Source organism: Bacillus pumilus, assembly GCF_003431975.1.
Taxonomy (GTDB): Bacteria; Bacillota; Bacilli; order Bacillales; family Bacillaceae; genus Bacillus; species Bacillus pumilus_N.
Genome location: NZ_CP027116.1, coordinates 3,827,463 through 3,840,628, shown reverse-complemented (window position 1 = coordinate 3,840,628; position 13,166 = coordinate 3,827,463). Strand labels below are relative to the sequence as shown.

Here is a 13,166-nt window from a genome sequence, read left to right as displayed (position 1 = left end):
GCGAGGGATGCATGATAGCTATGGGTGGATACATCAATATGGGAATCGTTTTTTATGAGGCCATTCATTTACCAAATACTTTTCGCCAATTGTCTGATTATCTAGCTCAAAAAGAAATGTCTATTACCAAAGTAAAGTTTAGTCAGGATCCTGATGGCGAAATGTGGATTGAACATAGAATAAAAGAAAATACCATCAAAGACGATGTCTTTGATGGTTATTATATGGAGTTTGTATTGTCGGGATCGAAGCTAAATGATATGACCATCAACATACAAAAAGAAGCAGGTTACGTAGGGTTCGTTATCTCTTTAAAGTGGACAGAGGTTGTTTCTCATGATGTCATTCGTCTTCAACAGGGGATCAAACGCTGTCTTGTGGATCTTTATCATACGCTTACGTTTGAATATGCTTTCACTGGACATGAAATTGAAGTAGAGATTCATCCAGATGAGTTCGAAAAGTGCCTGCAAGAACAGCATGCTTTTCCGGTTGCTCTAATTGGCAAAAGAGATCATATAGACATTTATTATGGTGATGTGGCGATTGACGGCATTTCTTCTCAAGAAAGAAGGAGGGAATGTGTAAAGATTGAAAGGTAAATCGTAAGAAAGCCTCCTGATTGTCTCAGGAGGCTTTTTCGATCCATCACCCATAATAATTATTCGCTTGAATAAAAAATTGGGATTGCATGTAGTTATACGTGATTTTCGAGAAGTCGAAGGGCTGTCCATTTGTAAGATGAAAGACCGTCTCGACGCGGAGAGCGGGATCGTCTTGTTTGAGTCCGAGGTGCTTGGCTTCGGTTTCATTCAGTTTGCCTACTTGTAAGTACATATCCGAAAAGCCGACTTTGAGTCCGAGGCCTTCACTGATGAATTTAAAAACAGAATCGGCGGCTATTTCTGTGTTGAGATAGGGAATGATGGTTTTCCGATAATAGGATTCTTCTAAGCATAAGGTTTGTCCATTGATGTAACGAATGCGTTTGAGGTAAAAAACATCCTCGTCTTGTTTGATGTTTAAATTAAGTGCAGCTTCTTCGGAGGGTTTGATGGTGTCTAGCATTAAAACCTCTGATGTCAGTTGAAATTCCTCTAAATCTTTCTTGAACCCTTGGTTGGATAAAAGACTGATGTAGCCCTTGCGCCTGTGTCTTCTCACAAAGATGCCGCTGCCCCTCACTTGATAGACAATCCCTTTTCTTTCGAGTAAATCTAATGATTTGATAATCGTACTTTTACTCACAGCAAATTGATTCATGAGTGTTTCAAGTACAGGGAGTTTGTCCCCTTGCTGCAGCTCATGGGTGACAATATATTTTTCAATATCGCTCGCAATTTGTTGATACTTTAACATAGCCATTCCTCTTTGTTTTCACGATTTATTGTCTTTGTATTATAGCACATCCCGATTTTTCTTTGATATGCTAGTTTTAATTATATATGTATTGATAAATTGTACCGGTATAATTATAATGTACATATACTAGTAGTGATAAAGGGGGGTTTTATATGTCAAAAGTGAGGGATTATCAAAAGCTTGCAGAAGACATCTTAGAGGCAGTTGGCGGAGAAGAAAACGTGGTGAGTGCCGCAAGATGCGCCACGCGGCTGCGTTTGGTACTAAAACGTTCAAATCCAAAGGCCAAGGAAGCAGTCAATGCGATGCCTGGCGTTATAACCGTGGTGGAAAACGGCGGTCAATTTCAGGTCGTCATCGGCCAGCATGTTGGGGAGGTATACGAGCACTTTTCAAGCCTCGTTCAGCTTCAATCGTCTGACGATGATCAGCCTAATGAGAACAAAGGGACGGTACTGAACCGTGTCATTGCGACTATGTCCGCCGTGTTTGCGCCTTTTGTGTATATTTTGGCCGCAGCTGGTATTTTGCAAGGTGCACTTATCCTCATTAATTTGTTATTTCCAAGCTTTTCGAAAACGGGCACGTATGAAGTCTTTAGCTTTATTTCCTGGGCGCCGTTTACGTTCTTGCCAATCTTTATTGCGATCACAGCAGCCAAGCATTTTAAAACGAATATGTATATCGCAGTAGCATGTACAGCAGCGCTTGTGAGTCCAGCTTGGACGGAGATTGCTGGACGTGTAGCTTCAGGTGAAGGCGTTACCTTTTTAGGGATAGCGTTATCTGAAACTGTTTATACGTCATCTGTTTTGCCTCCGCTGTTCTTGGTTTGGATTCTTTCATATGTAGAAAGATTTTTAAATAAACGGATTCATGAAGTTGTCAAACCGCTATTTGTGCCATTTCTTTGTATGGTCATCATGGTTCCGTTAACCATTCTACTCATTGGGCCTCTTTCGACAGCAGGTGCAAATGGGATTGCAAACGGATACAATGTCTTAGCGGAAAATGTACCAGCTCTGGCAGGTGCCATTATCGGAGGATTCTGGCAAGTGCTTGTTATTTTCGGTGTTCATTGGGGCATTACGCCAATGGTGCTCGCCAACTTTGAACAATATGGACGTGACTCCTTCCAGGCATATCAAACCATCGCTGTTATCGCTCAGGTCGGCGCAGTATTAGGAGTTATTTTAAAAGCAAGAAACCGCGAAACTCGGAAAGTCGGAGTGTCAGCTGGAATCACGGGACTCTTCGGAATTACGGAGCCTGCGATTTACGGTGTTACGTTACGTTTTAAAAAGCCGTTTATTTTCGGATGTATTTCTGGCGCAGTGGGTGCCATTGTTGCCAGCTTCTTTACACCTTATTACTTTGCGTATGCTGGGTTGCCTGGTCCGCTGACCATTGTGAACGGAATTAGTGCAGATTATCCAACATCGATCATCGGTATCTTAATAGGTGTCGCCATTGCGCTGATCTTACCAGTTGTGCTCATTCAAATGTTTGGTTATGGGGAAGATACTGTAGAACAGACAGCCGGAGCAACACCTGTCAAAGATCAAGATGAGGAAAAAATGAATGCTTCGATGAACAATGAAGAAACAATCACTGCACCACTTGCAGGAAAAGTGCTCACATTATCTGAAGTACCAGATGCCGTATTTAGCTCTGGGGCGATGGGCAAAGGGTTTGCGATTGAACCAACAGACAATAAATTGTATGCACCGTTTGACGGAAGTGTTGTCATGCTTGCACCAACAAAGCATGCCATCGGACTTCGTTCAGAATTTGGTGTGGAGTTACTTGTTCACGTAGGAATTGATACGGTTTCACTAGATGGCTCAGCTTTTACACTCAAGATCAAAGAAGGTGACAAGGTGAAGAAGGGTGACTTGTTGATGACATTTGATCAAGAAGCCATTAAAAGCAAAGGATTACAAACAGTCACACCGGTCATCATCACCAATACACAAGCGTACGAAGATGTGATCGTAGAAGAACTATCGACATGTCAGCCAACGGACGTCATGATCACAATTGTGAAATAGGAGGAATAAATAATGACTTTACCAAAAGATTTTCTATGGGGCGGCGCATTAGCTGCACATCAATTTGAAGGTGGATGGAATGAAGCAGGAAAAGGTCCAAGTGTTGTGGATGTAATGACAGCAGGTGCTCATGGAGTAGCGAGACAAATTACGGAGACGATAGAAGAAACCAAATTTTATCCGAACCATGAAGCAATCGATTTCTACCATCGTTACAAGGAAGATATCGCGATGTTTGCCGAAATGGGTTTGAAATGCCTGCGTACATCGATCGGCTGGAGCCGGATTTTTCCTAAGGGAGATGAAGCGGAACCGAATGAAGCAGGTTTGCAATTCTATGATGATGTATTCGATGAACTGCTCAAGCATGGCATCGAGCCTGTGATTACACTGTCACACTTTGAGATGCCGCTTCATTTGGCAAGAGAATATGGCGGGTTCAGAAGCCGAAAAGTTGCAGAATACTTCGCGAAATTCGCTGAAGTGTGCTTCAATCGTTACAAAGACAAGGTCACATACTGGATGACATTCAATGAAATCAATAACAAAATGGATGTCAACAACCCGCTGTTCCTATGGACAAACTCAGGGGTATCAGTCAAAGAAGGCGAAAATGCTAAAGAAATCATGTATCAAGCAGGACATCATGAATTACTAGCAAGTGCATGGGCAGTAGCAAAAGGCAAAGAAATCAATCCTGCTTTTCAAATTGGAGCAATGGTATCTCACGTACCAATCTATCCATATTCCTCAAATCCAGAGGATGTCATGCTTGCTGAAGAATATATGAGACAACGCTATTTCTTCCCAGATGTACAGGTTCGTGGCTACTATCCGAGCTATGCACTAAAAGAATTCGAACGAGAAGGCTATCATATTCCGTTTGAAGAAGGCGATGAAGAAAGCTTACGAAAAGGGAAAGTAGATTATCTTGGCTTTAGCTACTACATGTCGACAACGGTTAAAAGTGATGCAGTGTCTGATAACGAAGGAGACATTGTCAACGGAGCCCTTCCGCATGGTGTAGACAATCCTTATATCAAATCAAGTGACTGGGGCTGGTCCATTGACCCGACAGGCTTAAGATATACGCTGAATCGCTTTTACGATCGCTATCAAATCCCGTTATTCATCGTAGAAAATGGGTTTGGTGCCATAGATCAAGTGGAGGAAGACGGGTCTATTCACGATCCAGAACGAATTCAATATCTCGCTTCTCATATCGAAGCACTGAAAAAAGCCATCGAATACGACGGTGTTGACCTGATTGGCTACACACCTTGGGGCATCATTGATATCGTGTCATTCACAACAGGTGAAATGAAAAAACGTTACGGCATGATCTATGTTGATCGCGACAACGAAGGGAACGGCTCAATGAAGAGACTCAAAAAAGATTCGTTTACTTGGTATCAAAACGTCATTGCCACGAACGGTGAAGAAGTGTAATAAAGGAAAATAGAAGCCCGGATGAGCGTGGTTTATGCTTGTTCGGGTTTTTACGTTCTTTCGGAAAAATTGGTGTGTATATCCTTTTGTTCACTAGATATAAGTCTTATAATTTAGTAAAGAAAGAAGAAGAGTGGAATGGGAGAGATCGTAAATGACGAAATGGTGGATGGTTCGTGCAGGCGACCAGAATGATTTAATTACGATGTGGGAAGAGAAAGGCTTAGCATCAATCGGTTGGCCTAAATTAGGTAATCCAACACAATATCAAACAAAGCAAGAGATGAATGCTCGAGCTGATGTCATATACGCTGAGAACAAACCTTTTACGAGAAGAAGTTGGGTTAGTCAGGTATGGAGATTTAGTAGAGAAATCCAAAAGGGAGACCGAATTATTACATACATAAAAGAAAGCCGAGAATATCGAGTAGGTACGGTGACTGCTCCCCATTTTTTTGATGAAGAAGCAGGGGATAAAATGTATCCAAATCATATCCAAGTCAACTGGGAACCAATCGCAGTGAAACGAGATTCTCTTAGCCAATCAGCTAAAAACAGCCTCGGTTCTATATCAACTGTTTTTCGTGTAGATGATTGGGGAGAAGAAATTGAACACCTACTGAAAAACCCTTCTTCTATACCGGCATCAGAAGATGAAACCGAGGAAGATGAAATTATTGAGGATTTAGTCAGCAAAGCAACTGTGATGATTGCAGATAAGGTGGATAAATTAGACCCATGGAAGATGCAAGACTTAGTCGGGGGCTTACTGCAAGCTATGTCATACAATGTTCGTGTGAGTCCAAAAGGCCCTGACGGCGGTGTAGATGTATTAGCTTATAAAGACGCATTTGGGTTTGAAAAACCTAGTATTAAAGTACAAGTCAAGCATCGAAAAACTTCAGCCAGTGCACCAGAAGTGCAACAATTATTAGGAGCCAACCCCATGAATGCAAATAGTTTATTTGTTTCTACTGGCGGATTTACCTCTCATGCAAAAGCTGTTGCAAAGCATAATGAAGTTCATCTATTGGACTTAGAAGAACTCGTCAATCTTATTGTACATTGGTATGAGGACATGCCAACAGAGACAAGATCTTTATTACCTTTGAAAAAAGTGTATGTGCCTGAGTAATTTTTTATTGTTTAAGTTTTATTAATGCCTGAATACAAAGAAAAAAGAGAGTAATAGCGACAAAATAGTTCATTGGATTGTGAAAGATATTCATGTTCAAGGATATTTGAAGAAGAATCCAAAGACCGAATATTACCATAACAACAGGAATGATTTTTTTATACATATTGATACTCCTTTTGAGAGTGCGCTGCACCTATCAGCTTAGAAAAAGTTCAAGGTAAAATTAGTCTAGACAAAGGTCATAAACCGATCATAAACGAGAAAACACCTGAGATCACAGCTACAGTTTCATGGGAGTCTGGCACCGATTATGATATTTATGCTTTGATTTATACGAAGTCAGGAAAACAAATAAGATGTGGCTATGTTTGGTGCGAAAGGTGTCCCTGCTCTCAAAAGGTATGGTAACGGAGCTGTAGAGCACATGGGAGATGTTGGTAGAGACCGTGAATCAATGAAAACAGAAGTTATTAAACTACGTTTAAATGACGATATCCTTGCTGTCGTTCCAGTTGTTTATTCTGCTCAATCAAACGGGACAGGTTCTTTTTATAGATATAGAGTATCTATGAGTATCGATAATCATCAAGGAACGTCTGTGACGATTCATTCCAAACATGCCAATGACAATGATCGTATTTATTCTTGTGTGCCAGGTATGCTTCAAAATACAAATGATGGCGTGATCATCCGCCCACTTGAACTTTACAGCAAACCAAACTCTGAGCGCAGACCGAAATTAAAAATGAAGTTTTCTAATGAAATTGAGGTTTTGATGGACAAAGGACCTGTCAATGATTATAAATAAAATGGATGTATGGCTAGACAGAGCAAAGTGCATTGTCTAGCTTATTTTAATTGACCGTTAAATAGAGAGTCTATTCCATTTTTTATGTCATTTAGCCTATTTTTCCGTTTTGAATGTAACGGTAAAATAGACTTTATGATCAATAATGGAGGGAGTGACTTCTTCTGGGCAAGATACTTGATGCAAAAGCACTAACAAGCGCCATGGACGCAAGGGCAAAACACTACCAGGAACTCCGCGAACAAATGATAGATTTAAAAAAGGCACTACAAGGCGTGGCAAACCTCGGTGATGATTTCACAGGAAAAGGTGCCGATAACATTAAAAGCTTCTACAAAGAGCTCGCAGGAAATGTAGACATGTTTATCAGCTTCATTGATAAACAAAAAGCCTTTCATGAAGGTGTTTCTGGGACACTAGATGATACAAACTTTGGAGGCGACACCTTTGTAGAAGAACACTTTTTAGACAATGCAGTACATATGGGAATCAAGAATGCCAAAAGCATCGTAAAGGATCAAAAAAAGGCACTCAAAACGATTTTTCAAGACATCGACGACCTCATTTCTCTAGAGGTATTTGACAGTAAAACCTTTGATGAAAAGATTGCAGATGCGGAAGATGAACGAAAAAAAACGGTTAAAGATTTAATAGAGCTTGATCAACATTTAAAAGATGAATATGCTTTGTCAGAGACTGAGGAGAAGGCTACAATGGCATTGTACGCAGAAATGATGAATGCCACAAATGACGGAAAAGCGATTTCTCCGATGAATTTTGACAAGAAAGCGTATCAAAATAGTAAAATCTACAAAGCAAAAAGCGATATTGAGAAGCAAACTTCTGAATATCTGCAAATCAAAAAAGAACAACAGGAAGCCCGCGAGATCGCAAAGGAACAAGAAGCCCTCGCCAACCGTCCTTGGCATGAAAAAGCACTCGATTATGGCGGAAATATCGTCAATGAATTGACAGGTGTGAACGATGCAAAACGTGCTGCTACAGGCGTTGACCCGATCACAGGCGAAGAACTCACCGCAGGACAGCGCGTCGCCGCAGGCGGCATGGCAGCAGCGGGCTATATCCCAATCGTCGGCTGGGCAGGACGCATTTTCAAAGGCGGGAAAGCTGTCTATAAAACGACTCAAGCCACATCAGCCGCAGTCAGAGCAGTCGACATCTACAAGACATCACAAAAATCCTTTGACGCCTTAAAAACATCTCAAAAAGGCTTATATGGCCTCACCGCCACCAACGGCTTCAGCGAAGCGATTACGGGGCGTGATATGTTTGGAAATAAGGTCTCGAAAGAACAGCAGGAAGCGAGTATGAATGCGGCGCTGGGAATGCTTTTGCCGTTTGGAAGTAAAAGTTTAAAACAACTTCAATTTAAAGATAAATCAAAAAGAATAATAGCTAAAAAAGAAAATTATCAAAGATATGTGAAAGCTGAAAATGGGCAGCGTCCTCCTGATTTTTCACCTAATGGAGCCAAAAGGAGAGGGGCTTATCGAGAATCTAAAAGGGCAAGTGGTATACCAGTAAGTGAACAACCGATAGAAGTTAGACCAGCAGTGGACAAAAGAGGTAACCCTATCCCTGGTAAGGACTATTTCTTTAAAGATGAAAAAGTGGTTAGAGATCATGCAGGAGGCCATTACTACCCAGACGATTTAAGTCAGAATAGAGATGCTCATTTTAATGATATTTATGGAAACCACTATGACTATGAAAAATAGATATCATTGGAGGATTATAAATGAAAATAGAGCTTGAATTCGAACAAGATGTTACAAAATACTATAAGTGGTTAGATCAAGAAATAAATGAACTTAAAAAGTTAAGTGTATATAGTATTAATGGATATTACTTTTTAGATGATGGCGGAATTAAGACTTTTCAACATTATTGTCAAAATGAACTTATCGAAATTTTTAGCGATAAATTGATTAATTACGATTTTTATATATTCCTGAGTAAGAAAGTAAGTGATATACATTCTCGAATAGAGAATTATAGAAAAGTATGGAAATATATTGACTCAGAAATAAATACTTCAGGTTTTGAAAAGGGGCCAGAACTACTTTTAGATGAACATAGAAATCATTTTTATGTCAGTATTGCGAAAGTCCCTCAGCATGAATTAGATAAGGCATTGCGGATAATGGATCAGTATCAATCGAGTTTCTTGATTGCCACTAGAAGGGATACTATGCTCTCAGAAGAAGCTATAAAAGATTTGTTTTACTCAGGTTTGAACAAAGATAGTCATGAAGTAGATTATCAAGCACTTTTTTTGAAGTATGGTTTGAATAGTGAAATTATTTTTAGATGGGGATCTGTTGTAAATGAGGCAGAATTGGCAATGATATTAAATAAAGATCTTACCCAGAAAATACGGTAGCGAATACAAAGCTATTCATAGTATCTTCAAAAGGTAATGATCTCTAACATATTAAATAATCCCCACATGCGGGACTGACTCCCGTTTTTGAGACAGGGATTATACCACATTATGAAACAATCAGTTGTTGGAACACTTTCGGTGACTGGTTGTTTCATTTCAACAGATGAAAGGAATGCTGTTCCCCACTTTGATACCATCTAGTCCATGTTTCCACTTGTGTACTATTCTTAATCCCTATTTTTTGACTGACTTCCTGCTAACTTCACTCGAACGGTCTCTTCTTTTATACTGATCGAATAACTCACTCCTTTTTCATACAAAAACACCTCAAACTTGTTTTAAGGTATGTATACACGATTTTCAACTTAAAGGTGTTTTATATTTGTTCCGATTTATGAATGAAGAAGCATATTAATTGATTATCTAGTGAAGTATGTATTTTACTTCCCTTCAATCAAGAGAAGGTAAAATGCAAATACACGGAAACCACTACCGAGAGCATATTGAGATTTCTGAACAAATGTTAAAGGAAATGGTCAAAAAGGTAAAAGTAACTCCTACACAAGGAAGATTGCTATTTTTTCGAGAGCATGAAATTGAAGCGCTTTTAGTATATGTACATGAAGTTTTTAGTCACTTAAACCAGCTTATTGAACAAACGAAATTTTCAAGTGGATACGGGGATTTTATTTTAGTCGCAGAGGATTTCCGTTTTGGTTTATGCATAGAGCGAACGGAATATTATTATGAGCTAAGTATTTGGGGCTGTAAGAGGCGCGATTAATGTGGAATGGTCTATGGTATTCCTTATATTTAAGTGAATAATTAAATTGAGCCTAAAGGTATATTATTTCATTTTAAAAAAGACTTGTTCGAGCACAAAGATCTAATCTTTTTCTGGGAATTTATTCTTATAACCGATATAGATATTATCATCCAAAAATGCGCATTTAAGGAAATTTATTTTGTAATGAAATAATTATATCGTTATGAGGGAAGGAAGTTTAAAAGTTTTTTAAAAAAAATTGGAAGTATATTGTGGTAGCCATTGTTGCTATGTTTATAGGATCGGCAATGTCTGGTTCATCACCGTCAAAAGCAATTGAAAAGCTAAAGAAAAAAACGAAAATTTGCAGAAAAAAGTAGATGAATTAGTTCCATATGCAAAGTTAGCCGAAGCTGAGGAAGAAGAGAAAAAAGGTTACGAAACTGGTATCACTTACGATCAATTGGCTAGAACACCTGAAAAATATAAAGGGAAAAAGTGAAATTTAAAGGTGAAGTTGTCCAAGTCATGGAAGGTGACGGTACGACAGAAATAAGATTAGCTGTAGATGAATATTACAATGATATTGTTTATGGTGATTATCAAGCTGATCTCGTCAAATCGCGAGTTTTAGAAGGAGACGTAATTACTTTTATGGGTACTTCTGAGGGTGTCATTACATATGAGTCCACAACAGATGGTAACATTACAATTCCAAGCGTGAAAATCGAGAATTAAGGTTTTACTTGGATTAAGAGTCGTCCGTCAAAGTTGGTTGACGATCAAAAAAGGAGTGGTCACCTGCCACTCCTTTTTTGTCTCAATTCCCTCAAATTTAAACAATTCACTATCATTACCTTTCACATTCATATAAAATAAGAGCAGTGAAAAATTGAAGAAATGCTTGATACATGAAGGACATGTAAGCGGTGAGCTGCATGACATGATGAGATGTATGAACGTGAAGGCTGTAAAGCTGTTCTTCCTCACATATGAGATCTTATAAATGGTCACTTCATTGCGATGGTGTTGAGGGGTGTGTCAGGATGAGGAATCCGTATGTGAGAACGGCTTCTAGTCTGTATATTAATTACTTTTTATTAGGTATGGTCAATATTATTTTGGCTTCCAATATGCCATTTTTAATCAAACAGTTAGATACCAATAGTGCGGGAATTAGTTATATGATTTCGGCGCTTGGCATTGGCAGGGTACTGACGTATGGTTTATCGGGCGTGCTGTCAGATCGTTTTGGGCGGAAGCCGGTCATTTTGGTTTCGGGTGTGCTGATGGCGGTGTTCCTGATCGGAATTCCATTGTCTCCGAATTATCAAATTGCGTTTGCGTTTGCGATTTTGGCAGGAGTCGCGAATTCAGCGATGGATGCTGGGACGTATCCTGCATTAATGGAGGCTTTTCCTCAAAACTCGGGATCTGCGAATGTGATGGTGAAGGCCTTTATATCCATTGGGGCCACCATTTTGCCACTCGCGATTTTCTTTTTGGCAGAGCATGATTTGTTTTATGGAATGGCATTTTTTGTTCCTGCTCTGATCTATCTTGTGAATGTCTTGATGCTGTGGACCTTGCCATTTCCGAATCATCGCAAGGTGGAACAAGTCCAGGTAACGGAGCAGAACGGACTTCCGCGCTTCTCGACAGAGCCTACATTTTGGAGAGAAGGGATCGCACTCATTGTGATCAGCTTTACGTCAAATGGGCTATATGCGTTGCCGCAAATTTGGCTTCCTACGTACGGTGAGGCTATATTGGGGATGACATCCGGAAGTGCTGTGAAACTGCTCAGTTACTATAGCATGGGCGGGCTGCTGTCTGTCGTGATGCTCGCATTTCTGTTGCGCCGTTTTGTCCGTCCTGTCACTGTGTTGCTGATCTATCCAATCATTACGCTTGTTTCCATTTGTGTGCTCTTGGTTGTGAAATCCCCAGTTATCGGAACCGTCAATGCCTTTGTATTGGGATTCTCAACAGCCGGTGTTTTTCAGCTGACGTTAACGGTGATGGCTGAATTCTTCTGGAAGAACAAAGGGACGATGACAGGGATTATTTCCACAGCCGGCGGTGTGTCAGCTATCGTCATCCCGGTCGTAACAGGTTTAATTGAAAGTCACTCGACCATTTTACAAATCTTTCTGTTCGATGCGGTGGTGGCAGTTGCCGCCATTATTGGTGCACTGTATATTCTGTATCGATACCGTCAAATCATGATTCATGAATAAAAAAAGACGACCTCCGCTTAGGAAGTCGTCTTTCTTTTGTTTAGAAACGGTCATTTTCAAAAAGAATTTGTTTCACTTGATCAACTGGCATATCTTCACCAGTAAAGAGTTTGTAAGCAAGTGCACCCTGCCATAGCATCATGCCAAGACCGTTAATGGTTTTGGCGCCAGCTTCCTGTGCTTGCGCAAGAAGCTTTGTTTTTTGCGGGTTGTATACGACATCTGTCACGATCAAATCTTCACGAAGTACATCAAGTGTATCATCGATAATGCTGAGTTGATCTAGTGGTTTCATGCCAAGGCTTGTCCCATTTGCTAGGATCGCACTTTCTGCTACTTCATGGCGGAACGCGTCTTTGTCTTCAAGTGGGAAAATGTTAGCTTTGACACCGAAGGATTTCATTTCATTGTTGATGTAATTTACATTTTCTTCGGCTTGAACAAAGTATTGATCTTGGCGTGCAAAAATGCTAATTTCACGAATACCAGATTGTGCAAGCTGAATGGCAATCGGTGTTGCAGCACCGCCAGATCCGACTAGTGTGATCTTTTGTCCAGCTAATTCAACGCCATGTTCAATCAAGTTTCGCACGTAACCAAGACCATCTGTGTTGTAGCCAATCAGTTTGCCATCTTTGTTTACGACGGTGTTACTTGCACGTGTGTATTTTGCAGAATCATCTAGTTCATCTAAGTAGTCTAACACTTTCATTTTGTTCGGCATAGAAACGTTAAATCCAGCTGCACCCATCGCTTTCATACCGTTTACGGCTGCTTCTAGTTCATCATTGCCTACTTCAAATGCGAGGTAAGCGTAGTTGATTCCTGAGAGTGTATAGCCAAGGTTATGCATCCGTGGTGACAGGCTGTGTCCGATTGGTGTAGCAAGAAGGCCTACTAATTTTGTTTTTCCATCAATATTACGTTCATGTATGTTTGTCATGA

At 40.1% G+C, this 13,166-nt stretch carries 13 protein-coding genes and 1 pseudogene; 11 read left to right on the top strand and 3 right to left on the bottom strand.

Annotated elements, in window-relative coordinates:
* Nucleotides 1–38: 38 nt before the first annotated feature.
* Nucleotides 39–602, top strand: a complete 564-nt coding sequence (locus C5695_RS19865; RefSeq protein WP_050944628.1) for an Imm64 family immunity protein — start codon at nt 39–41, stop codon at nt 600–602.
* A gap of 46 nt (nt 603–648) precedes the next feature.
* Here C5695_RS19865 and C5695_RS19860 read toward each other — a convergent pair whose 3' ends face one another.
* On the bottom strand, nt 649–1,359 hold the full coding sequence (locus C5695_RS19860) for a GntR family transcriptional regulator (RefSeq protein WP_117732804.1): 711 nt from the start codon (nt 1,357–1,359) through the stop codon (nt 649–651).
* A gap of 155 nt (nt 1,360–1,514) precedes the next feature.
* Here C5695_RS19860 and C5695_RS19855 point away from each other — a divergent pair, with 155 nt between their 5' ends.
* The 3 genes from C5695_RS19855 to C5695_RS19845 all read left to right on the top strand — a co-directional run bounded on the left by C5695_RS19855 (nt 1,515) and on the right by C5695_RS19845 (nt 5,997).
* A complete protein-coding gene (locus C5695_RS19855; protein ID WP_117732802.1) occupies nt 1,515–3,413 on the top strand; it encodes a beta-glucoside-specific PTS transporter subunit IIABC in 1,899 nt (632 codons plus the stop codon).
* Between the two features lie 9 nt (nt 3,414–3,422).
* Complete coding sequence (gene bglA / locus C5695_RS19850) at nt 3,423–4,862, top strand: 6-phospho-beta-glucosidase BglA (RefSeq protein ID WP_117732800.1); 1,440 nt, start codon at nt 3,423–3,425, stop codon at nt 4,860–4,862.
* Nucleotides 4,863–5,016: 154 nt separating this feature from the next.
* Complete coding sequence (locus C5695_RS19845) at nt 5,017–5,997, top strand: restriction endonuclease (protein WP_117732798.1); 981 nt, start codon at nt 5,017–5,019, stop codon at nt 5,995–5,997.
* A gap of 4 nt (nt 5,998–6,001) precedes the next feature.
* Here the strand turns inward: C5695_RS19845 and C5695_RS20755 are convergent, their stop codons facing one another.
* Nucleotides 6,002–6,163, bottom strand: coding sequence for a hypothetical protein (locus C5695_RS20755; protein WP_233230765.1), 162 nt, complete (start codon nt 6,161–6,163; stop codon nt 6,002–6,004).
* Nucleotides 6,164–6,186: 23 nt separating this feature from the next.
* Here C5695_RS20755 and C5695_RS19840 point away from each other — a divergent pair.
* From C5695_RS19840 to C5695_RS19815, 7 genes and pseudogenes are all read left to right on the top strand, one after another.
* Nucleotides 6,187–6,808, top strand: a pseudogene (locus tag C5695_RS19840) (TerD family protein); the annotation flags it as partial.
* Between the two features lie 164 nt (nt 6,809–6,972).
* Nucleotides 6,973–8,547 (top strand): T7SS effector LXG polymorphic toxin, encoded by a 1,575-nt coding sequence (locus C5695_RS19835; protein ID WP_272866852.1) that lies wholly within the window; start codon nt 6,973–6,975, stop codon nt 8,545–8,547.
* Nucleotides 8,548–8,567: 20 nt separating this feature from the next.
* Nucleotides 8,568–9,212, top strand: coding sequence for a hypothetical protein (locus tag C5695_RS19830; RefSeq protein WP_117732794.1), 645 nt, complete (start codon nt 8,568–8,570; stop codon nt 9,210–9,212).
* Between the two features lie 436 nt (nt 9,213–9,648).
* Nucleotides 9,649–9,999 (top strand): YxiF family protein, encoded by a 351-nt coding sequence (locus tag C5695_RS19825; protein WP_423749841.1) that lies wholly within the window; start codon nt 9,649–9,651, stop codon nt 9,997–9,999.
* A 346-nt stretch (nt 10,000–10,345) separates the two neighbouring features.
* The gene (locus C5695_RS20750) at nt 10,346–10,483 is read left to right on the top strand and encodes a hypothetical protein (RefSeq protein ID WP_233230763.1); all 138 of its coding nucleotides are present in this window, start codon (nt 10,346–10,348) and stop codon (nt 10,481–10,483) included.
* Nucleotides 10,480–10,719, top strand: coding sequence for a hypothetical protein (locus C5695_RS20745; RefSeq protein WP_233230762.1), 240 nt, complete (start codon nt 10,480–10,482; stop codon nt 10,717–10,719). Before C5695_RS20750 ends, C5695_RS20745 begins: the two co-directional genes overlap by 4 nt.
* A gap of 308 nt (nt 10,720–11,027) precedes the next feature.
* Nucleotides 11,028–12,221, top strand: coding sequence for an MFS transporter (locus C5695_RS19815; RefSeq protein ID WP_117732792.1), 1,194 nt, complete (start codon nt 11,028–11,030; stop codon nt 12,219–12,221).
* A 40-nt stretch (nt 12,222–12,261) separates the two neighbouring features.
* On the opposite strand, the gene C5695_RS19810 is transcribed toward C5695_RS19815, so the two are convergent.
* Nucleotides 12,262–13,164 (bottom strand): quinate/shikimate dehydrogenase, encoded by a 903-nt coding sequence (locus C5695_RS19810; protein ID WP_117732790.1) that lies wholly within the window; start codon nt 13,162–13,164, stop codon nt 12,262–12,264.
* Nucleotides 13,165–13,166 lie beyond the last annotated feature (2 nt).

What these genes read in the sequence shown, in the direction of transcription:
- C5695_RS19865 (WP_050944628.1), top strand. Translation starts at nt 39, where the DNA reads ATGGGAATCGTTTTTTATGAGGCCATTCATTTACCAAATACTTTTCGC.
- C5695_RS19860 (WP_117732804.1), bottom strand. Translation starts at nt 1,359, where the DNA reads ATGTTAAAGTATCAACAAATTGCGAGCGATATTGAAAAATATATTGTC.
- C5695_RS19855 (WP_117732802.1), top strand. Translation starts at nt 1,515, where the DNA reads ATGTCAAAAGTGAGGGATTATCAAAAGCTTGCAGAAGACATCTTAGAG.
- C5695_RS19845 (WP_117732798.1), top strand. Translation starts at nt 5,017, where the DNA reads ATGACGAAATGGTGGATGGTTCGTGCAGGCGACCAGAATGATTTAATT.
- C5695_RS20755 (WP_233230765.1), bottom strand. Translation starts at nt 6,163, where the DNA reads ATGTATAAAAAAATCATTCCTGTTGTTATGGTAATATTCGGTCTTTGG.
- C5695_RS19830 (WP_117732794.1), top strand. Translation starts at nt 8,568, where the DNA reads ATGAAAATAGAGCTTGAATTCGAACAAGATGTTACAAAATACTATAAG.
- C5695_RS19825 (WP_423749841.1), top strand. Translation starts at nt 9,649, where the DNA reads ATGTATTTTACTTCCCTTCAATCAAGAGAAGGTAAAATGCAAATACAC.
- C5695_RS19815 (WP_117732792.1), top strand. Translation starts at nt 11,028, where the DNA reads ATGAGGAATCCGTATGTGAGAACGGCTTCTAGTCTGTATATTAATTAC.
- C5695_RS19810 (WP_117732790.1), bottom strand. Translation starts at nt 13,164, where the DNA reads ATGACAAACATACATGAACGTAATATTGATGGAAAAACAAAATTAGTA.